Source organism: Plantactinospora sp. GCM10030261 (assembly GCF_042666615.1).
GTDB lineage: Bacteria > Actinomycetota > Actinomycetes > Mycobacteriales > Micromonosporaceae > KBS50.
This window is the reverse complement of the sequence record NZ_JBHTDD010000011.1, coordinates 80,841-100,770: the sequence shown is the minus strand read 5'-3', so window position 1 is coordinate 100,770 and position 19,930 is coordinate 80,841. Positions and strand designations below refer to the sequence as shown.

Here is a 19,930-nt window from a genome sequence, read left to right as displayed (position 1 = left end):
CTCTTCGGGAAGCCGGTGGTGCCCCCGGAACTGCCTGACCGTCCCGGACCGGGACGCGCGAGGTCGGCCACCCTCGACCCATGACCCGGCGCGCGGCGGCCGCCGACGATCACACGGCGCGGGCCGAGGCCGGTGCGGCCCTCGCCCGCGGCAGGCGGCGGGTAGCCGAGGGCGGCGGGCGAGAAGTCGGCCCGCAGGCGGTGCTGGCCCTGCAACGCGACGCCGGCAACGCGGCGGTCAACGCGCTGCTCGCCGGACGGCTGAAGGCCCCCGGCGAACAGGCCGTGGGTGACATCGACGCGGCACTGCGGGAAATCCGCCGCGACGAACCGGCCGTCGACACCGTCGAGAAGGGACTGAAGGCGGCGAAGGCGGCCGGCGTACCCGTCGATCTGGAGGGGCCCAAACCGCCGGCCTCCGCGCTCGCGGTGACGACGACGGGCTTCGGACCGGCCTCGGTCGCCCCGAAGAAGCCGGTTCCGCCGCCCAAGCCCGTGCCCGCGGTGAGCCCGCTGGGTAGGGCGGGCGCCAAGGCGCCGGGACGACCGGGCGGGACCGCGACGAAGGGCGGCGGTGGCGCGGCGCCACCAGCGGCCTCCGGCGCGGCGGTCGTCGCACCCGCACCGCTGGCCGCGGACCAGCTGCTCCAGCCGCCGGTGCCGCCCACCACGGTACGGCCCGACGACGATCCCGCGTTCACGGCGGTGAAGGGTGGCGTCACCGGGTTCGCGAAGGCCAAGAAGGTCCACCCGCCGGCCACGGCGAAGGCGAAGGAGGCCCAGGACGCGGCGTTGCCGCCCACCGACGACACCGCTGGCCAGGCCAAGGCGGCCAAGGTCGACTCGATGGACGCCCAGCAGCCGGGCACGTTCGACAAGAAGGCGTTCATCGCGGCCGTCAAGGCGGCTATCGAGGCGAAGTCGCCGAAGACGCTCAAGGAGGCCGACGACTACCGCGAGTCGGGCAAGGCCGGTGAGGTCAAGGGTGAGGTCCAGGGCCTGGTCGGTCAGGGCACCCAGGGTCAGGCCAAGGACATCGAGACCGCCACCGAGGCACCCCCCGACGAGTCCAAGGCGGTCGCCAAGCCGATCACGCCGATGAGCGAGGAGCAGCCCGGATCCACCGCGACGATTCCCGCCGCCGGTGCGGTGCCCAAGCCGGCCCCGGCCGAACAGACGAACCTGCAGGCCGGCAAGCACCAGGCCAACCAGGAGCTGGCCGACGCGGAGGTGAGCGAACCGCAGCTCGCGCGCTCCGGCGAGCCCGCGTTCGAGTCGGCGCTGGCCGACAAGAAGGCCGCCGCCGCGCACGCCGACACCGCGCCCGCCGAGTTCCGCCAGCAGGAACAGGCCACGATCCAGCAGGGGAGGGCGGAGGCCGCCGCCGAGACCAAGGCGGGCGTGGCCGGCATGCAGGGCGCCAAGGGCGCCGCGCTGGCCAACCTGGTCGCGAAGAAGGGCGCGACGAAGTCCCGGGACGAGACGAAGCGTGCCGAGGTGACCGCGAAGATCCAGGGCATCTTCGCGGCCACCGAGACCGACGTGAAGAAGATCCTCGACGGCATCGACCCGAAGGTCGAAAAGACCTTCGAGCAGGGCGAGGCCACCGCCCGGGCCGCCTTCGAGTCATACGTGGCCGCCAAGATGTCGGCATACAAGAAGGACCGGTACGGCGGTTGGCTGGGTGGCCTACGGTGGGCCAAGGACAAGCTGCTCGGGATGCCGTCGAAGGTCAACGAGTTCTACGAGGCCGGCCGCGAGCTGTACCTCAAGCGGATGGACGAGGTGATCTCACGGGTCGCCGACATCGTCGGTGACGACCTGGCCGCCGCGAAGAAGCGCATCGCGACCGGCCGGGCCGAGATCGCCGCGTACGTGAAGACCCTGCCCGCGGATCTGAAGAAGGTCGGCGCGGAGGCGACCGAGCAGGTGGGCGACCTGTTCGCGAAGCTGGAGAGCGACGTCACCGCCAAGCAGGAGGCCACGGTCGACACCCTGGCCACCAAGTACGTCGAGGCGCGCAAGGGGCTCGACGAACGGATCGAGGCGCTCCAGGCGGAGAACAAGGGCCTGGTCGACAAGGCGATCGGCGCCATCAAGGCCGTCATCAACACGATCCGCGAACTGGCCGCGATGCTGCGCAACGTCCTCGCCCGGGCCGTCGGAGTGGTCGGCGAGATCATCAAGGACCCCGTCGGGTTCCTCGGCAACCTGATCGCCGGCGTCAAGGGCGGCATCCTCAAGTTCAAGGACAACATCCTCGACCACCTCCGCAAGGGCCTGATGAGCTGGCTGTTCGGGGCGCTCGCCGAGGGTGGCGTGGAACTGCCCACCACCTTTGACATCAAGGGCATCGTCAAGCTGCTCGCCTCGATCTTCGGCCTCACCTGGACCAACATCCGCAACCGGATCGTGAAGCAGATCGGCGAGCGGGCGATGTCGGCTGCGGAGAAGGGCGTCGAGATCTTCCAGCTCTTCGCGACCCAGGGCGTCGCGGGACTGTGGCAGATGCTGCTGGACAAGCTCGGCGACATCAAGGAGATGATCCTCGAACAGGTCAAGGACTTCGTGGTCACGAGGATCATCACGGCCGGCATCACCTGGCTGATCGGCCTGCTCAACCCGGCGGCCGCGTTCATCAAGGCGTGCAAGCTGATCTACGACGTGGTGATGTTCTTCGTGGACAACGCCAGCCGGATCGCGACGTTCGTCAACACCGTCCTCGACTCGGTCGCCGACGTCGTACGCGGCAACGTCGGCGGCGTCGTCGAGAAGATCAACAATGTGCTCGGGCAGATGGTGCCGATCATCATCGGCTTCCTGGCCAGCGCGATCGGTCTCGGCGGCATCGGCCAGAAGATCCGCCAGATCATCGAGACGCTCCGCAAGCCGGTCAACAAGGCCCTCGACTTCATCATCAAGACCGGCCTCAAGCTCGCCGGCCCGATCATCCGCGGCATCGCGGGCCTCGCCGGCCGGGCCAAGGCCAAGGTCGCCGCCAGCGCCGCCTGGGCCCGGGGCAAGGCCACCAGCGCGGTACGCGCGGTGCGGGACTGGTTCACGCTGCGCAAGTCGTTCACCGCGAGCGACGGCGCACACTCCCTCTACTGGCAGGGCCGCGGGCCAGGAGCCAGGCTGACCGTGGCATCGACACCGACACCGGTCGACGCGGTCCTGGTCCGGGCCGCCCGCCTGATCAACGCCACTCACCCCCAGTACGGCGACCTCCAAGCGGCGCAGGCCAAGCAGGCCCAGATCCTGACGATCAAGGCGACCGTCGAGGGATCCGGCCCAGCGGCCCGCCAACCTGCCGACGTCGACCGGCTGAACACCGCCATGGAGGACCTGGCCCGGCTCATGGTGCCGCTGGTGCCGATCGTCTTCCCCGCGACTGCGCCGGCGGCGGCGGGCACCCTGCCCGCCTGGGTGCAGCCGTTCAAGCTGGTGAAGCTCAGGCGCGAGAACCGGGTGGCGCAGGTGCAGGCGATCGACACCTCGAATCCGGCCCTGCCGATGGTCCAGTACCAGGTGCTGCGCCCCCGGCTGCGAGAAGGGGACGCCTTCAACCCGCCGCAGGGCGGACGCACCGGCGCTCCGGAACGGGTGTCACCCAACCACATCAACGCGACCTGGGAGCAGTACACCGAGGACCCGCGCAACTACTACATGGGACCGACGCCGTCCAAGAACGGGCCCGTCGGGCAGGCGGTGATCGCCCGGATGCGCGGCGAGGGGAAGATTGTCGGAAACCAGGTCCGGTACGGGCGGGACGCCGCCGGCAATCCGCTGCCGCCGGGCCAGGTCCAGCTCTATCCCATCAGCCAGTGCGCGATGGGCCACGTCATCGACGCGGTGACCTGGTGGAACAGCAACGGGCGGTTCACCGGGCCACAGTCGGCCCAGGTCCAGGCGTTCATGACCGACCCCGACAACTACGAGATCGAACCCTCGGGTCCAAACTCGCTGCGCGGTGCCCTGCTCGGCGCCCGCGGCGGGCGCTACCTGCCGTCGGCGAAGTGACCGGTTCGCCGGCGGGCGCCAACAGGCGCCGGTCGCCGGGCGCGGCCGGCCGCCGGCCAGTGGGCGCGCGGCCGGTGTCGGATGCCTACGGATTGGCGGTCGCCTTGATGAAGGACAAACCTGCTCGCCACCGCCCCATGAGTCCACGAGGCCACCGGCTGGCCGGGCGTCGCACGGTCCTGTCGTGCGCGAAGCTATCGCCGCCCCGCCCTAATGACCGGTGACCAGAGCGGTGACGATGGCGCCGGTCTGGTCGAGCGCCATCGGGCCGACATTGCCCAACGGTTCACCCAGAGCCGACAGAGGAAGCCACTGGACTAGCTCCGGCAGGAGCGTGCCGGACGGCTCGGTGACCGCGACGACCAGGGGCATCGCGTCGTCGGCAGGAACGCCGGGCACGAATGGACAACAGATCACCCGCCCGGTCCGTGCCTGTAGGTGCATCGAGTTGGAAAGTACGACCACCATCAACTCGGTGCGGGTGTCCAGTCGTGGCGCGACGTCTCCCGGTCGGATCACAGGCCGGACTCCCGGTTGGCCGCGTACACCTGAGCGGCGTAGGCGTCGATGTCGAGCGTCGGCACGGTCCGGGCGGTGTAGCCGGCCAGAGCGAGCCGGAGATGTTCGTTCTGCAACGCTCGCTCGATCAACTCCGAGCGATTCAATCCCAGCTCAGAGGCGTCAGCGTCGGCTGCGGCCAAGACCTGCGAATCGACCGTCGCGGAAATCTTCATTTTCGCCATACATTCATCCTACCAGTCGTACTACCGCGTGCTCGGCGCCCGGAGGCCCAGCCAAGAAATCCGAGCAGACTGTCGCGGACTGCTGGCTCGCAGCGTTCTCTATCGGTCGGTGAAGGCGCCCGCGCGGGCGGCGGTGGCCGCGTCGCGGGCGGCACGGTCCGGAAGGCGCGCGTCGGCCGCGACCCGCATGAGCACCAGCTCGTGATACAGCGGGGCGGTGGCGGCGACGAGCAACCGGCGGGCGTCGGTGCCCGCCGGTATCTCGCCGCGTTCAACGGCGCGTCGCACGATGTCGGCGCAGCGGTCGTAGCGGTCGGCCCAGAAGGCGCGTAGGGCCTCGGCGGCCTGCTCGGACCGGAACGACGCGGCGATCAGCGCGACGGTCACCGGGTCGGTGGTCAGCCCGGTCTGAACCTCGTGGTTGACCGCGAGCAGGTCGCCCTCTAGCGAACCCGTGTCGGGCGGGCGCCACGCGTCGACGCTGGCCTCGTGCAGGACGTCGGCCAGCAGGCCACCGACATCCCGCCAGCGCCGGTACACCGTCGTGCGGTGTACGCCCGAGCGCTCGGCCACCACATCGATGCTCAGGGAGTCGTAGCCGTGCCGCACCAGCTGGGCGAGGGCTGCGTCGAGCACGCGGCGACGGACCGCCGCGCTGCGCCCACCGGGCCGGCGCGCGCGGCCGGTCACGGAGTCGTCGGGAAGATCGCTTGTCGGTCGTGATGACGCCATGCCACAATGTTATCGCTACAGACGTAGCTTTAGTGAATGAGGACTTCGTGACACCTGACCCCACGGCCCTTCATCCGGTTCCGGCACATCCCCGCGTGGTGTTCCTCAAGGCGCTGGTCACCTCCCCCACGATCACCGTCGGGGACTACACGTACTACGACGACCCGGACAACGCGACCGGCTTCGAACGGCACAACGTGCTCTACGGCTACGGACCGGAACAGCTGATCATCGGCAGGTTCTGCGCGATAGCGGCCGGAACCCGGTTCCTGATGGCCGGCGGCGACCACCCGGCCATGGGCCCGTCCACCTTTCCGTTCACCCTCTTCGGCGGCGAGTGGGCCGACCGGACCCTCGACGTGGTGAGCACCATGCCCAGCCGCGGCGACACCATCGTCGGCAACGACGTGTGGTTCGGCCACCGGGCCACCGTCATGCCCGGCATACGCATCGGCGACGGGGCGATCATCGCTGCCGGCGCGGTGGTCACCACCGACGTCCCGGCCTACACGATCGTCGGCGGGAATCCGGTACGACCGATCCGGCAACGCTTCAGCGACCAGGACATCATCCGGTTGCGGCGGGCCGCGTGGTGGGACTGGCCCACCGACCTGATCAACAAACACTGTCGCACCATCATGGCCGGCACACCGGCCGAGATCGAACGCATCGCCATCGAGAACGAACTGGAGCAAGCCCCGTGACATCCGCGGTCATCCAGGAACACGCCGTGGCCGACGCCGGCCGCGGTCTGTACGCCGTCACCACCGGACCCGACGGCGCCCTGTGGTTCACCTTCGCCCACAGCGGTCAGATCGGACGCATGATCCCGGGTGAGGAGCCCACCACGTACCAACTCGACCCTGCCGGGCAGCCCACGATCATCGTCACCGGCCCTGATGGCGCGCTGTGGTTCACCGAGTCTCGGGCCCACCGCATTGGCAGAATCACCACCGCCGGCACGGCCACCACATACCCCGTACCCAGCCGCGACGGCGGACCGTACGGCATCGCGACCGGACCCGACGGCGCCCTGTGGTTCACCGAGATGAACGCCGACCGCGTCGGCCGGATCACCCCCGACGGCGAGGCCACCGACTTCCCGCTCCCGGTCACCGGCGCCTACCCGTCGGCCATCACGGCCGGCCCCGACGGCGGCATGTGGTTCACGATGAACCAGGCGAACGCGATCGGGCGGATCGACACGAACGGCGCCATCACCACGCACCCACTGCCGACGGACGCCGCCGCGCCCGTAGGGATCACCGCCGGCCCCGACGACGCCATCTGGTTCGTCGAGATCGCTGCCGGCCAGATCGGGCGGATCACCGTCGACGGCACGATCGACGAGTTTCCGCTACCGGACCGCGCCGGCCGACCTCACGCCATCGCCAGCGACGACAACGGCAAGCTGTGGTTCACCGAGTGGGCGGGCAACCGGGTCGGCTCGATCACCACGGACGGGAAGATCGAGGTGCACGACCTGCCCACCCCGCGCTCCGAACCACACGGCATCACTCTCGGGCCCGACGGTGCCCTGTGGACCGCGTTGGAGAACGGCACCCTGGCCCGCCTCACCATCACCGGTCGCTGACGACGTCCGGGTAACGAACCGGACACCCTCTGGCCGAGCAGCGGCGACACGGGCTCACCGATGAGCCTGGACCCGCTTGACCGCGCGGCCGGTGTAGAGATAACGGCCGTTCTCCAGGAACGCGATTACTGGGTGAACACCTTGGTCCGGCTCGGCGGCGACGTACCGGTTGTCGCCGAGCGCGAGGACGCGGACGGTCTTCCGCTCATCGCCCATCTCAGCCGCGAACCCCTTGGGGATCACGGTGATGTCGAGGCCACCCGTGGCGAGCTTCACCTCGTATCGCTCGATCGGCCCCTCGAAGATGCCGGCGTGATCCGGCGAGGCCTCGGCGGGCGTGTCCGGCGGCCGCACCCGTGCGGGCACCCGGATACCGGCGGTCTCGGCGAGCACCGCGGCCAGTGTCTCGTCGATCAGCGGGCCGGCGTCGCCGCCGTTGACGCTGATCGCGACGACCACGTCCCGGTCGGGCACGATGCGCCAGCACGTGGACTGGCCCGGCGTACCGCCGTCGTGACCGACGACCGGCACGCCGTCCCACTCGAAAAGCATGAAACCCAGACCCCAGGCGTACGCCGAACGTCCGCCCATCGCCGGCAGCGTGACCTGCGGTTGCCGCATGGTGGCGAACGTGCCGGCAGGCAGTACCCGGGTGCCGTCGGCGGCGAGACCGTCGGCGAGGAACATCCGTCCGAACGCCACCAGCTCGCGCGGCGCCGCGCACGGGGTCGACCCGGCCGGCGCGTTGGAACGGGGCATCTGCCAGCGCGGAACCACGGTGCGCCTGTCTCCGACGTGACCTGCCGCGGCCCGGAACAGGACCGCCTCCTCGCCGAACATGGCCATGTGCGTGACGCCGAGCGGCTCGATCAGGCGCTCCCGCAGCACCGCCTCCCACGTCCCGCCGCGCAGCTCGGCAACCATCGCACCGAGCACGCAGAACCCGGAGTTGCAGTAGGAGTGCCGCGCACCGGGCGGATGGACCTGTCCGGCGTTGCCACGCATCCAGGTGATCAGTTTGCCGAGGGCGTCGTCCCCGCGGCCGGTGTCCTCGAACAGGTCACCCTCGAACCCGCCGGTGTGCGACAACAACTGGCGCACCGTCACGGAATCGCTGGCCGTCGCGTCGAGGACGCCGAACGTGGGCAGGTAGCGGCGCACCGGCGCGTCAAGCTCCACCACACCCTCGGCGACGAGTTGCAGCACCAGCGACGCCGTCCACACCTTGGTGACCGAGCCGATCTGGAACACGCTGTCCGGCGTTGTGGCGACACCGGTGTCGCGGTTGACCACCCCGGTGGCCGCCTCGATCAGCTCCCCGCCGGCCCCGACCGCGACAGCGGCACCGGGCACGCCGAGACGCTCGGCCGACTCAGCAAGCAACGCCTGAAGATCCATATCGACGACCGTACCAACCCCGTCGCGACCCGCCGTAGAGGTGGACCCGGTGGTCGACGTCGTGCTCGGGGTCGCATCGGACGAACCCGCTGGACTTCACCGGCCCGTTCGACACGAGCACCAGCCAGTCCTCGTAGTACCAACTCGGATTGCAGGCACAGGTGGTGAAGGTGAACCGGAAGTTCGCCCGGTAGCGACCGATCTGCCCCGGCATGAGCTGGAAGAGGCGGGCCGGGCCGGGCAACCGTGGGTACGCGGCTCGGCCCGGCAGCCGATCGACCACCAGCGCTAGGCCCTTCGACGACAGCCCCAGGCCGAGATCCTGGGCGCATTCCACGCCGCCGCCGACCACCTCGTCCCGGCGAACGTAGCGGGCCGCTTCGTCGGCAAGCACCTCGTGGACCACCAGCTCATCAGCTGGCATCGACGCCGGCAACCGCGCCGGACGGGACAATCCCCGGCGCTCGTTCGCTTGCGGGGATCCGCGTGCGGCCGCGCTCCACCGCACGCGTACCCGTTGGATGACGACCACGACCCACTATGGCCGGCCCCCCGTCGGCACGCCAGCCATATCCGTACATCGCCTCCGGGCGGACCGACGCGAGGTCCGGCGGCAGGTACGCCGGATGCTCGCCAGGCGGGCTTCAGGTCATCGCGCGATCTCGTGGCCAGCCGTTGAGGTGCCGAACTGCCGGAGGTACATCTCACACCGAGCAGCGAAGTCCGCACCCGCATCGGATAGTCGCGTCCGGTCAATGACGTCGTCGGGGTCGTTCTCCGCGGGGGTGACCATACCGATCTGCTCATCGACGTACTGACCGCGCGCGAGTTGTGCCGTCGCCAACGCGAGGCCGACCGCCACGGTGACGCCCACACAGGTGCGGTACGGCGAAAAACAGCGTGCCGGCCGTCGTCCGGACCGTCGCCCTGGTGGTCGATGGCCATCAGAAAGACGCCGTCGCCGGTGGCGGGTATGTCGATCTCCCAATGCGTCGACCCGGCCGGGCCTGGTCCCGTAGCGGGGATGCGGTGGCCGATGAGCGACCGGCGCAACTCCGCTCCGGCGAGCTGTCGGCTCCGCCAACGTCGCCACGAGATCCACAGACATGGCGCCACGGTATCGGTGGGCCAGCCTGGGGCCCTGGTCGATATGCGTCGGTCAACCTGCGGCGCGCTCATGCCGACAGGCTCACCTTCCGGCGTCGTCGTGGCGTCCGCTGCGGCCCAGGCCTGCCCTGGTCGCTGCCGGGATGGCAAGCTCATGTCCCGTGATCGATCATTTCGTGTGGCGCCAGCTCCACGGCCGGTTCGGGTGGGCCCGTCAGGTGCCGGTCTGGAGGCTCGATGGCCGGCGGGCGGCGGTGACCGCGCCGTGAGAAATCCGCGCCCTGCCGAGGCTCGCCCGTGAGGGCCGTCATCGTCGCGGCCGCGGTCGCGTTCATCATCTCCCTGTTCAGCACGCCGGTGGCGATTCGCGTCTTCACGGCGCTCAAGGCCGGCCAGCCGATCCGATCCATCGGGCTCGCCAGCAACGAGGGCAAAAAGGGCACCCCCGCGATGGGTGGCGTCGTGTTCATCGTGGCGACCCTCGTCGCCTATGTCGCCGGGCATTTCGCGCTGACAACTCTGCCCGAACGGCAGATCGCGCAGGAGGGGCCGACCATGACGGCTCTCGTCCTGCTCGGTCTGTTCGTCTTCTGCGGCGTGGTCGGGTTTCTCGACGACTACCTCAAGGTGCGTCGGCGCAACTCCGACGGGCTGTCGGCCAAGGGCAAGCTGCTCGGTCAGGCGATCGTCGGCGGCGGGTTCGCCGTCGCCGCGCTCTACGTGCCCAGCACCAACGGCCAGACCGTGGCCAGCGAGCACATCTCGTTCATTCGCGATATCAGCTGGCTCGACGTCGGCAAGGTCGGCTCGGTGATGGCGTTCGTCTTCGTGATCACGGCGATGTCGAACGGCGTGAACCTCACCGACGGCCTCGACGGCCTGGCCACCGGCGCGTCGGTCCTGGTGCTCGGCGCGTACGCGCTTATCGGGTTCTGGCAGTACCGGCACTGGTGCGCCGACGACGCGTATGCCCGCGCGAACGACTACTGCTATCAGGTGCGGGATCCCCTGGAGATCGCGATGATCGCGGCTGCGGCGGCCGCAGCCTGCGTGGGCTTCCTGTGGTGGAACACGTCCCCGGCGCGGATCTTCATGGGTGACGTGGGGTCGCTCGGACTCGGTGGGTTGATCGGCGGGCTCGCGGTGGCAACCCGCACCACGCTGCTGTCAATCATGATCGGCGGGCTCTTCGTCCTCATCACAACAACCTGGGTGATCCAGATCGTCTCGTTCCGGACCACCGGTAGACGGGTCTTCCGGATGGTGCCGCTGCACCACCATTTCGAGTTGGCAGGCTGGAGCGAGGTCAACATCGTGGTCCGGTTCTGGATCGTGGCCGGTGTCGGCGTGGCGGTCGGCCTGGGCCTGTTCTATACGGATTATCTGGCGACCGCTGGATGAAGCCACGCGACAAGCCTGTGTCGTTCTATTGACGGCAGCCCCTACTGCTGCTCCTCGTTCTCCTCTTCCTGCCGCTGGACGTAGGTCTGTGCCGTCTTGTCCTCCTCCTCGGTCTCCTCGCGCTGCACCGTGGGCGCGGCGTGGTCCACGCCGTCGGCCGCGACCCGCTGCACCGCGGGACCGGCCGGAGCGGCGGCGACCGGAGCGGCCGGGGCAGGCCCGGACATCAGCCGATCCGCGTTCGCCACAGCCTCGCGTTCGAACCGGTCGGCCGGGTCGCTGAGCCTCACTCCGCCACCGGCCTCCGTGCCGTCGACCGGCCCGGTGCGCTGCTGCACCACGTGGGTCAGCTCGTGGGCGAGCATGTGTCGGCCGTTGTCGGAGCCGGGGTCGTACCTGTCGCGCTGGAACACGATGTTGGAGCCGACGGTGTACGCCTGCGCGTTGACCGCGCGGGCCGACTCGTGCGCCGCGCCGTCGGTGTGCACCCGTACGTCGCCGAAGTCCTGCCCGAAGCGGGCCTCCATATCAGCCCGGGTGTCCGCGTCCAGCGGACTACCTCCGCCGGAGTTGACGACGTCGTGCACCGGTGACCGTTCCCGTTCGACGAGCGTGTTCACGCCCGCGTTGCCAGCCGCACGCTGCAGGCCGAGCATGCCACCGGGACCGAGCACGTCGGTGCGTCCCGCGGCCGCGGCCCGGTACATGACGTCGCCGCTGTCGTCGCGGTCGATCCGGTCACCCTTGGGACGAAAGCCGCTCTCCAGGTCGTGGTCGTGGCCGCGCATGGCCGCTCCCTCCGCTCGTCGCCGTACGCCCCAGCGTGTGCCGCCCGCCGGTCCCGCGCCAGGGGTGCCCGCGCGCCCGAAGGGGCAGATCCGGCTGCCCCGACGGTCACGGGAGCCAGAATCCGACGATGTAGTCGCGCCGGTTCGGCCGAGTGTTGTCCCGCCCGATGAAGCACTGCCTGCCATGGGCCTTGGCGAGGATCAGCGCGTCCTTCGCGTCCTCCTCGTTGTCCAGGATGAGCATCCGGGACGACCCGTCGGTCAACAGCCAGCCACTCGCGCCCTCGTCGACGATCGTGAGGCCGCCCTTGTCGTACGGGATACAGTCCGGCGACGGTATCTCCGGTTGCTGCCCGGACCGGCCCTTCCAGTACTGGACGATGTAGTCGGCCCGGTTGGGCCGGGTGTTGTCGCGCCCGACGAAGCAGAGCTGGGTGGATCGGCGGGCGACGGCCAGCGCCACGGCGGCGTCGGCCTGGTCGTCCAGGATCAGCATCCGGTGCTCCTGCCCGCCGGGCAGGGTCTCCACCAACCGCCACCCGATGGTGCCGGCGTCGTAGATTTTCAGCTTCGCCGGGTCGTACGGCACGCAGTCCGCCGGTTCGATCTTGTCGAGCGGGTCGGCCGCGGTCGGGGTGGCCGAGGGCTTACGGCTCGGTTTCGCCGTGGCGCTCGCCGACGCGCCGCCGCTGGGCGGCATGCTGGTGGGCGGGCCGGTCGGCGCTCCGGCGGTGGGTGGCACGGTGGGGACGGCGGCCGAGGTCGGTGACCCGATGACCGGGTCGGACGGTTCGTCGTCGCCGTTGGCGAGGGCGAACGCGGCACCTCCCCCGCCGAGCAGCAGCACCGTGGCCAGGGCCGCCGCCGGTGCCCAGTGCGGGAAGACCGGCACGACGTGCCGGGTGCCGTCAGCGCGCAACGGCGCGCTGCTGCCCTCCACGGCGACGGTGGCGTGGATCGGCACCGGGCGTGGCCGGCCGAACCAGCGACGCGGCACGCGCACGGTCATCGGGACGGCGGTACGGCCCGGCGGCAGTTCGACCGCGGTGCGGCCGAGTTCCATCCGGAAGGCCCCCTCGTCGTCGGCGGCGCTGACCCGGGCGCGTTCCACGACGTTGCCCCGGTTGTCCACGATGACCTGGTGTTTGGTGGCGCCGCGTCCGGACGAGCTGGGTGGGACGAGTTCGGCCGCGAGGTCGTGGAAGGCGGCGACCGCGGCGGCTCCGTTCGCCGTCACCGTCAGGTTGGCGTGGACCGTGGAGTCGAGCCGCACCACGTACCAGGCGTGCCCGGCCGGGCAGGCTGACGAGCGGGGTGGTGCGAACCGCAGCGTCACCGTGCCGGTCTGCTCCGGATACACCGACAGCTCCGACGGTTCGACGGTGCTCCAGGCGGCGGCAGGTCCGCTGAGCCGGATGAGAAAACCGTCGACCTGGGTGCCCGCGTTGTAGACCGACAGGGTGGTCGAACCGGTCGAGCCGGGTGTCACCTCGACCACCGGATCGGCGAGGGTGGCGCGGACGGCGCCCCGCTGGTCTCCACCGCCCGGTGGTGGGCCACCGTAGCCACCGGCACCACCCGGTGGCGGTTGGCCACCGTAGCCGCCGGCCGGCGGGATCGGGCCGCCGGGCGAGGGCGGCCCGCTCCCGCCGTGGGCACCGCCCGGCATGGGCACCCGGCCGGTGTACGGGCCGCCGCTCCCGGGCCGGCCCGACGGGTCGCCGTCCCACGGCAGGTACGCGCCACAGTCCGGGTTCGCGCAGAACTGCGCGCCGTTGGCGTTCACCCGGCCGCAGGCCCGACACGTCATGCTCACGCCACTCGCCTCCTTCGTTCGTCAGGCCACCAGCGCCAGGTAGGGACCGAACTCGCGGTCGAGGCACAGCCGGCCGAGTTTGCGGTACTCCCGGGCCACGGCTCCGACGAGATCCGCCATGCCCACCGGACGGTTCGCCTCGGCCGCCAGGTACGCGGCGGTGACCGCGGCCGATCGGATGTGGCCGCCGGCCAGGTCGAAGGCCGCGGCCAGGAAATCGAGGTCGGCGTCGGGCGAGCGGGGCAGCGCCGGGCCCAGGCACCGGTCCCACAGCGCGCGGCGCAGGTCCGCATCCGGCAGCGGGAAGTCGACCACCACGTCGAGCCGGCGGGTGAACGCCTCGTCGAGGTTCGCGCGCAGGTTGGTGGCGAGGATCGCGATGCCGTCGAACGTCTCCATCCGCTGGAGCAGGTAGGCGCTCTCGATGTTGGCGTACCGGTCGTGCGCGTCCCGCACCTCGGACCGCTTGCCGAAGATCGCGTCCGCCTCGTCGAACAGCAGCACGCCGTTGACGCCGGCCGCCTCGGTAAAGATGCGTTCGAGGTTCTTCTCCGTCTCCCCCACGTACTTGTCCACCACGGTGGCGAGGTTGACGGTGTAGAGGTCCAGGCCGAGGGAGGCGGCGATCACCTCGGCCGACATGGTTTTGCCGGTGCCGGAATCGCCGGCGAACAGGCCGGTGAGTCCCCGGCCGCGGCCGCCGCCGGGCCGCATCCGCCACGTGTCGAGGACCCGGTCGCGGTGCCGGGCGCGGGCCGCCAGTTCCCGCAGTTGACCGAGGACGGGCGGCGGCAGCACCAGATCGGACCAGCCGACCGCCGGCTCGATGCGCCGGGCGAGCCGCTCCAGGCCGGCGGCGTTCTGGCTGCGGGCGCCGTGTCGCAGCAGGGGGGCGGTGACCGTGCCGTCGCCGCCGAGCGCCGCCAGCGCCGCCGCCTCGGCGGCTCGGCGGATCTGCGGCGGGCCGAGGGTGAAGTGGGCGGTCACGGCGGCCGGGTCCAGGCCGGGCGCGAGCCGTCCGTCCAGCGCGGCACGCCACAGCGCCGCGCGGACCGGCGCCGGCACCGGCGCCGCGTCCATGCGCAGCGGCGGGCGGCGGGTCCACCGTGGATCCCAGCCGGTGGTGCCGTAGAGCACGAGGGGTACGGGGGCCGCGGCGAACGCGTCGAGCAGTGGTCCGACGGTGCTGCCGTCGAGCGGGCCGAGCACCACGCCGGATCGGGTCAGCAGCGCCTCGCGGGCCAGCGGGCGGGCCAGGTCCGGGGCGTCGGCGAGCCGTCCGGCGTCGACCGCGAGCGCGGGCATGGCCAACCGGTGCAGGGCCGTGACCCCGAGCGCCAGGCCACTGCCCCCGGGACGCTCCCGCAGGTAGGCCAGGTGGGCGCCGCCGGCCAGCGCCCGGGCGAGCATGTCGGCGTCCGGCAGGTCCGGCACCGGCGCGGCGGTGCCGTCACACACCCCGGTCAGCGCCGGATCGGGCCGGTCGTCACCGAGCAGGTGCGCCACCACCCGATCGGGCACCCGCAGGGTACGCGACAGGAACGGGCGGTCCGGCTCCTCGACGGCCAGCAGGCCGGTCGCGGCCAGCGGCGCGCCCCGGTGCAGTCGGGACCGGCCCGCCGCGGACGCCTCCGGCACGCCGCACAGCCGCAGGGCGAGGCCGACCGTCGCCCGTCGCCGTGTCACATCGTCGTTGAGGTAGCCGTAGAACTGCTCGAACCGGCTGTCCACGTCGGGCGCCAACGCCACAAGCAACAGCTCCGTGTCCAGCGGGATCAGGTCGGCCGCCTCCGGCAGCAGGTCTGCCCCGTGCGGTGGCGACGGGTACGGCTGCCGAGGCCCGTGCAGCAGGTCGTCGATGGCGTCGTCGGACAGGTACAGGCCGCGGAACGGGTCGTCCGGGGCGGGGTCGGTGGTGCGTCGCGCCGTCACCGCCTCCCGGATCCGGCGTTCCAGGTCCGCCAGGCGGCCAAGCAGGTCGGCCAGGCCGGTCATCACGTCCCCCGCACCCGGGACATCGCCACCCGACGCTCGCCCGGGCCGGCCGGCGGTGCCGCCGTACGCTGCCGTGGCGCGCCCGGCCCGGCCGGGACGTCCGCGTCCGCCGGTTGTGGCGGGCCGGCGTCCGGATGGGGCCGGTGCCCGACCTGGCCGTCCCCGCCTACGTCGAGGAGCAGCCCGTCCTGTGCCGGCGGGCCCGCCGGGTACGACCGGCCGGCGTCGATGGGTGCGCTGATCACCAGGTCGAGCGACGGTTTGAGTTCGCCGCCCAGCGCGGTCCACACGTCGGCGAAGGCCCGGTCCTCCGGCGGTGGCTGGGCCACCGTCATCGGCACCGGCAGCCGCAACGCGGCGAGCGAACCGGTGAGCAGGGGCGGCGGCACGGCGTCGTAGCGCAGCAACGTCACCAGCAGGGCGGACAGCAACCGGTGCTCGTCCTCGGGTCGCTGGGTCCAGGCCGTGATGAGGTACGACATCTTGACGTACCGGGGTGGCAGGTGCCGGGCCGTCACCCGTCCGTCGGCGTCGTACTCGTTGAGCAGGCCGCGCTGGCGGCGGCGCAGGTCCTCGCGGATGTCGTAGAGGTACATGTTCACCGTCGGCGCGTTACGCCGGGCGGCCCAGTCCTTCGTCGGCGCGTCGAGCGCGATCTCCACGTCGCTGCCTGGCAACGCCTCGGTTCGCAGCACCCGGCGCAGCGCGTCGTCCACCTCGTGGATCATCCCTACCTCCGCTGGACGAAGTCGCCGGGCTGCAGGCTCGCGGGCACGACGGTGAAGGCGGCCTCGGCGGGGGTGAAGCCGGAACCTGCCGCGACCAGCCGGCGGTCGCCGAGCAGGTCGTGGTGGAACACCAGCACCTGCTGGCGGAACGTGCCGTCCGGCCCTACCCGCACCTCGGTCGGGGCCGAGATGCCGGCGCTCCAGCGCAGGCTGACGGTCGCCCCGGGTGGGAAGTCGGTGCCGACGCCCAGGGTGACGAAGCCGGGTGGGCCGATCGGCGGCACCGCCGCCAGCGTCGGCCGCTTGACCAGTACGGTGGCGGTGGCGGTGTCGTTGGCCGGGCTGGCGTCGAAGGTGGCCGGCAGCACGCGCCCGGTGATCGGGGCGGACCCGGCGGTCACGGCCGTCAGCCGCACCGGCACGACCACCGACGCCCCGGCCGCGAGCGGCCCCAGGGTCACGTCGCGGGTCCGGGCGGCGCAACTGCCGGCGACGGGTGTCTCGCAGGCGACCGCGGGCAGGCTGATCCGGACCGCCGCGGGCACGGTGACCCGGCCGGCGTTCGTCACGGTCACCGTGGCGGCGACGGTGCCGCCGACGAATCCCACGGCCGGCGCCGCCGCGACCGCGACCGCCAGGTCACCGGCGCGGATGTCGGTCCCGGCGCGGTCGCAGTCCTCGAACTGTCGGGGCGCGGCCCGGGCGAGGAGTTCCGGCACCGACGGTGGTACGGCGGTGTAGCGGACGCAGGCGGTGTTGGTCACGATGCCCGGCGCGGTCGGGGCCACCCGGACCCGCACCCGAGCCGTTTGCCCGGGACGTGTCTCGGTGGGCGCCGCCAGCGGCGGCAGCTGGCAGGTAAGCGTCGCCGGTGGCCCGCTCGTGACGCAGGTCGCCGCACCGGGTTCGACCGCGACGACGCGCAGGCCCGGCGGAATCCGGTCGACGAGGACGACGTTGTCCGCGTCCAGTTCGCCACCGTTGCGGACGGTCAGCTCGTAGTCGAACGCCTCGCCCACCACGGCGGTGTCCGGTGCCCGTTTGGTTATCGCCAGCCGGGGCACGGCGACCCGGGTGGTGACCGTGGCCGTGTCGTTGTCGGGTGCCGGGTCGAACGCCGACGACGAGATGGTGGCGACGCCCTGTTCGGTGCCGACCCGTGCCGCGGTGGCGTCCACCGTGAAGGCGACGGAGTCGGGACCCTCGAAGCCGAGCGGCGGCAACGCGCAGCGCAGCCGCGCCGGCTCCGGGCGGGTGCAGGTGACGCCCGGCGGCGCGGTGACACCGGCGTAGGTCACGTTCGCCGGCAACCGAAGCTCCACCACCGCGTCGTCGACGCCGTCGCCGTCGCGCAGGGTGGCGACGACCCGGTACGGGACCGGATCGTCGAGCACGTACGGCACGCCCTGGTCCGCCACCCGCACCGCGAGATCGCTGCCGGCGATCCGGATCGCACTGGTGACCCGGTTGTCGCCGGGGTCGAGGTCGACCACGTCGGCGTCGACGTTCGCGGTGAAGGTCGGGGTGCCGGCCACCACGGTCGGCCGGCCGGTGATGGTGACGGTCGCCGACTCACCGGCGCGCAGCGGACCCAGCACGCAGGCCACCGCGCCGGCCGGCACGGCACAGCTCGCCGGCTCCACCGCCACCGGGCTGAACCCGGCCGGCATCTGGACGCGCAGGCGGGCGGTGCGGACGGTCGCCGGGCCGCCGTTGGTGACCGTGGCGGTGATCGTTGCCGGCTGCCCGTACCGCATCGGCACCGGCGCGGAGGTGACGGCCAGCCGCAGGTCGGCCGTTGGTCGCCAATTCGGTTGGCGGTCGTCGGCGCTGCCGGCCACCACGTCGACGGGTGTCCCACCGGTCGCCGGCACGACCCGGATGTCGCCGGACGCGCCGCGCAGCCAGGTGTAGACCACCATCGCGCCGTCCGGCGACCAGGCCGGGTCGGTGGGGTAGTCGGGGAACTCGCCGCCGCCGGACGGCCGGACCAGGGGGGTGCTGCCGCCGCCGATGGTGAGCACCCAGATCGAGGTGCCCGCCGTGTACGCGAGCCGGGAACCGTCCGGGGACCAGGCCGGCTGGCCGTCGTTGGGTCCCGCGGTCAGGTCGGGACCGCGGGTGCCGTCGGGGGCGATCGTGGCGATGTGCGCCGCCCGGCTGGTCCGGTCCTGGGCGCGGTAGGCGATCCGCTGGCTGTCCGGTGACCAGGTGGGCTGGGAGACCCACGCCGCCGGGTCGCTGAGCAGGCCGGTGTCCGGGCCGGCCGGGCCGGACACCGGTACGTCGACGATCCGCAGGTCCGACACGGTGAAGGACTCGCCGGTGCTGGACCGGGTGAAGGCCAGCCGACCGCCGTCCGGCGACCACGAGGGGTCATGGTCGTGGAAGGTCTGGACGAATACGGGTGGGACGGTCACCTGGCGGGCTGCGGTGCCGTCCGCGTCGGCGACCCAGATGGCGTACTGTCCGCTGTCGGAACCGAGGCGGACGAAGGCGAACCGCCGGCCGTCGGGGCTCCACACCAGTTGCTGCTCGTCGCTGATCGTGGCGATGGCGGGCACCCGCGTCACCGGGTCGTACGGTGCCGCGGCCGGGACCCGGTAGAGGTCGTACTGGATGGCGGCCGCGCCGACCTCGGCGATCCGGGGTCCCGGGATCGTCACCGCCCGGGTGAAGGTGATCTCCCCCGGCACGGCGGGGACCCCGGCACGGGCCGGCACCCGCCGCTCCCCCACCACCGGCAGGGTGGCCAGCAGCAGGGCGAGGACCGCGGCGACGACGCGTCGCGCCGGCCGGCGTTCCGAGGCGTCCCGCATCCGCATCCCCACCTCGCCATTGGGTTGACGGTCATCGTGCGGGCGGCGGCGGCTGCCCGGGCACCGGGCCACGTGCAGCCCTTCGGACAGCGGCCGGTGCCCGAAGGGGCACCGGGACCGTCAGATCAGTCCGTGTCGCAGGGCGTACGCGACGGCGTGCGAGCGGTTGCGTAGATGCAGCCGGCTGGTGACGTCGTGCAACACGTTCTTGACGGTGCGCTGCGAGTACGACAACTTGATCGCGATCTCGGCGGTGTCCAGTCCGTCGGCGACCAGCCGGAGCACCTGGATCTCCCGCTCGGCCAGTCCCGAGAAGGTCAGCCCACGCGGACCCAACACCTGCCGTTGCAGCTGACCGACCTGGTTGAGCAGCCGGCCGAGCAGGTCCGGCGGGACGGTGCCCTCACCGTCGGCGGCGCTGGTGATGACCGAGACCAGCCGGTCGGGTGTCGCCTCGGACCGGCGCACCACCCCGGCGACGCCGACCTCGACGATGGTGACCAGGTCCCCGTCGTCGATCCGGGCGGCCACCACGACGAGGTTCGGGATTCCGCCGCAGCGCAACGCCCGCAACACCCGCACGGTCTCCTCGCCGACGCCGTCGGTCACCACGACGGCGACGACCGCCCGATCGGCCTCCTCGGGTCCGAGCACCTGGATCTCCGGCCGGGGCCGCAACTGGCCGGCCACGCCGGCGTACGAGATCGGGTCGGTGGCGTGCAGATAGATCGGTACCCGGCGAGCGGCCATCCCAGCTTCCTCCTGACTGAGATCCCTGACCTGACCGCCA

Annotated in this window: 16 protein-coding genes; 4 read left to right on the top strand and 12 right to left on the bottom strand. The window is 71.8% G+C overall.

Annotation, left to right across the window (positions count from 1 at the left end):
* Window positions 1-80 precede the first annotated feature (80 nt).
* On the top strand, window positions 81-4,019 hold the full coding sequence (locus tag ACFQUZ_RS15450) for a hypothetical protein (protein WP_377442597.1): 3,939 nt from the start codon (window positions 81-83) through the stop codon (window positions 4,017-4,019).
* Window positions 4,020-4,229: 210 nt separating this feature from the next.
* Here the strand turns inward: ACFQUZ_RS15450 and ACFQUZ_RS15445 are convergent, their stop codons facing one another.
* From ACFQUZ_RS15445 to ACFQUZ_RS15435, 3 genes are all read right to left on the bottom strand, one after another.
* Window positions 4,230-4,538: a hypothetical protein gene (locus ACFQUZ_RS15445; protein WP_377442595.1), complete on the bottom strand. Its 309-nt coding sequence runs from the start codon at window positions 4,536-4,538 to the stop codon at window positions 4,230-4,232.
* Window positions 4,535-4,762, bottom strand: coding sequence for a ribbon-helix-helix protein, CopG family (locus ACFQUZ_RS15440; RefSeq protein ID WP_377442593.1), 228 nt, complete (start codon window positions 4,760-4,762; stop codon window positions 4,535-4,537). Before ACFQUZ_RS15440 ends, ACFQUZ_RS15445 begins: the two co-directional genes overlap by 4 nt.
* Before the next feature lie 99 nt (window positions 4,763-4,861).
* The gene (locus tag ACFQUZ_RS15435; RefSeq protein WP_377442769.1) at window positions 4,862-5,398 is read right to left on the bottom strand and encodes a TetR/AcrR family transcriptional regulator; all 537 of its coding nucleotides are present in this window, start codon (window positions 5,396-5,398) and stop codon (window positions 4,862-4,864) included.
* Between the two features lie 143 nt (window positions 5,399-5,541).
* On the opposite strand from ACFQUZ_RS15435, the gene ACFQUZ_RS15430 reads away from it, so the two are divergent.
* Together ACFQUZ_RS15430 and ACFQUZ_RS15425 are read left to right on the top strand one after the other, a co-directional pair.
* Complete coding sequence (locus ACFQUZ_RS15430) at window positions 5,542-6,198, top strand: CatB-related O-acetyltransferase (RefSeq protein WP_377442592.1); 657 nt, start codon at window positions 5,542-5,544, stop codon at window positions 6,196-6,198.
* Complete coding sequence (locus ACFQUZ_RS15425) at window positions 6,195-7,088, top strand: virginiamycin B lyase (RefSeq protein WP_377442590.1); 894 nt, start codon at window positions 6,195-6,197, stop codon at window positions 7,086-7,088. The genes ACFQUZ_RS15430 and ACFQUZ_RS15425 overlap by 4 nt, the downstream gene beginning before the upstream one ends.
* 54 nt (window positions 7,089-7,142) lie before the next feature.
* On the opposite strand, the gene ACFQUZ_RS15420 is transcribed toward ACFQUZ_RS15425, so the two are convergent.
* From ACFQUZ_RS15420 to ACFQUZ_RS15410, 3 genes are all read right to left on the bottom strand, one after another.
* Window positions 7,143-8,486 carry a serine hydrolase domain-containing protein gene (locus tag ACFQUZ_RS15420; RefSeq protein WP_377442588.1) on the bottom strand — a complete coding sequence of 448 codons (1,344 nt, stop codon included), beginning with the start codon at window positions 8,484-8,486 and terminating at the stop codon, window positions 7,143-7,145.
* Window positions 8,461-8,910, bottom strand: coding sequence for a hypothetical protein (locus ACFQUZ_RS15415; RefSeq protein ID WP_377442586.1), 450 nt, complete (start codon window positions 8,908-8,910; stop codon window positions 8,461-8,463). Before ACFQUZ_RS15415 ends, ACFQUZ_RS15420 begins: the two co-directional genes overlap by 26 nt.
* A gap of 225 nt (window positions 8,911-9,135) precedes the next feature.
* Window positions 9,136-9,360, bottom strand: coding sequence for a hypothetical protein (locus tag ACFQUZ_RS15410; protein WP_377442585.1), 225 nt, complete (start codon window positions 9,358-9,360; stop codon window positions 9,136-9,138).
* Between the two features lie 530 nt (window positions 9,361-9,890).
* Here ACFQUZ_RS15410 and mraY point away from each other — a divergent pair.
* Window positions 9,891-10,994: a phospho-N-acetylmuramoyl-pentapeptide-transferase gene (gene mraY / locus ACFQUZ_RS15405; protein WP_377442583.1), complete on the top strand. Its 1,104-nt coding sequence runs from the start codon at window positions 9,891-9,893 to the stop codon at window positions 10,992-10,994.
* A 41-nt stretch (window positions 10,995-11,035) separates the two neighbouring features.
* On the opposite strand, the gene ACFQUZ_RS15400 is transcribed toward mraY, so the two are convergent.
* From ACFQUZ_RS15400 to ACFQUZ_RS15375, 6 genes are all read right to left on the bottom strand, one after another.
* Window positions 11,036-11,782, bottom strand: coding sequence for a DUF4157 domain-containing protein (locus tag ACFQUZ_RS15400; protein ID WP_377442581.1), 747 nt, complete (start codon window positions 11,780-11,782; stop codon window positions 11,036-11,038).
* 106 nt (window positions 11,783-11,888) lie between these two features.
* Complete coding sequence (locus tag ACFQUZ_RS15395; RefSeq protein WP_377442579.1) at window positions 11,889-13,598, bottom strand: hypothetical protein; 1,710 nt, start codon at window positions 13,596-13,598, stop codon at window positions 11,889-11,891.
* Between the two features lie 21 nt (window positions 13,599-13,619).
* On the bottom strand, window positions 13,620-15,593 hold the full coding sequence (locus ACFQUZ_RS15390; protein ID WP_377442577.1) for an AAA family ATPase: 1,974 nt from the start codon (window positions 15,591-15,593) through the stop codon (window positions 13,620-13,622).
* Window positions 15,593-16,321 carry a DUF4255 domain-containing protein gene (locus ACFQUZ_RS15385; protein WP_377442575.1) on the bottom strand — a complete coding sequence of 243 codons (729 nt, stop codon included), beginning with the start codon at window positions 16,319-16,321 and terminating at the stop codon, window positions 15,593-15,595. The genes ACFQUZ_RS15390 and ACFQUZ_RS15385 overlap by 1 nt, the downstream gene beginning before the upstream one ends.
* 2 nt (window positions 16,322-16,323) lie before the next feature.
* Window positions 16,324-19,140 carry a hypothetical protein gene (locus tag ACFQUZ_RS15380; protein ID WP_377442573.1) on the bottom strand — a complete coding sequence of 939 codons (2,817 nt, stop codon included), beginning with the start codon at window positions 19,138-19,140 and terminating at the stop codon, window positions 16,324-16,326.
* A 120-nt stretch (window positions 19,141-19,260) separates the two neighbouring features.
* Window positions 19,261-19,890 (bottom strand): LuxR C-terminal-related transcriptional regulator, encoded by a 630-nt coding sequence (locus tag ACFQUZ_RS15375; RefSeq protein ID WP_377442571.1) that lies wholly within the window; start codon window positions 19,888-19,890, stop codon window positions 19,261-19,263.
* Window positions 19,891-19,930 lie beyond the last annotated feature (40 nt).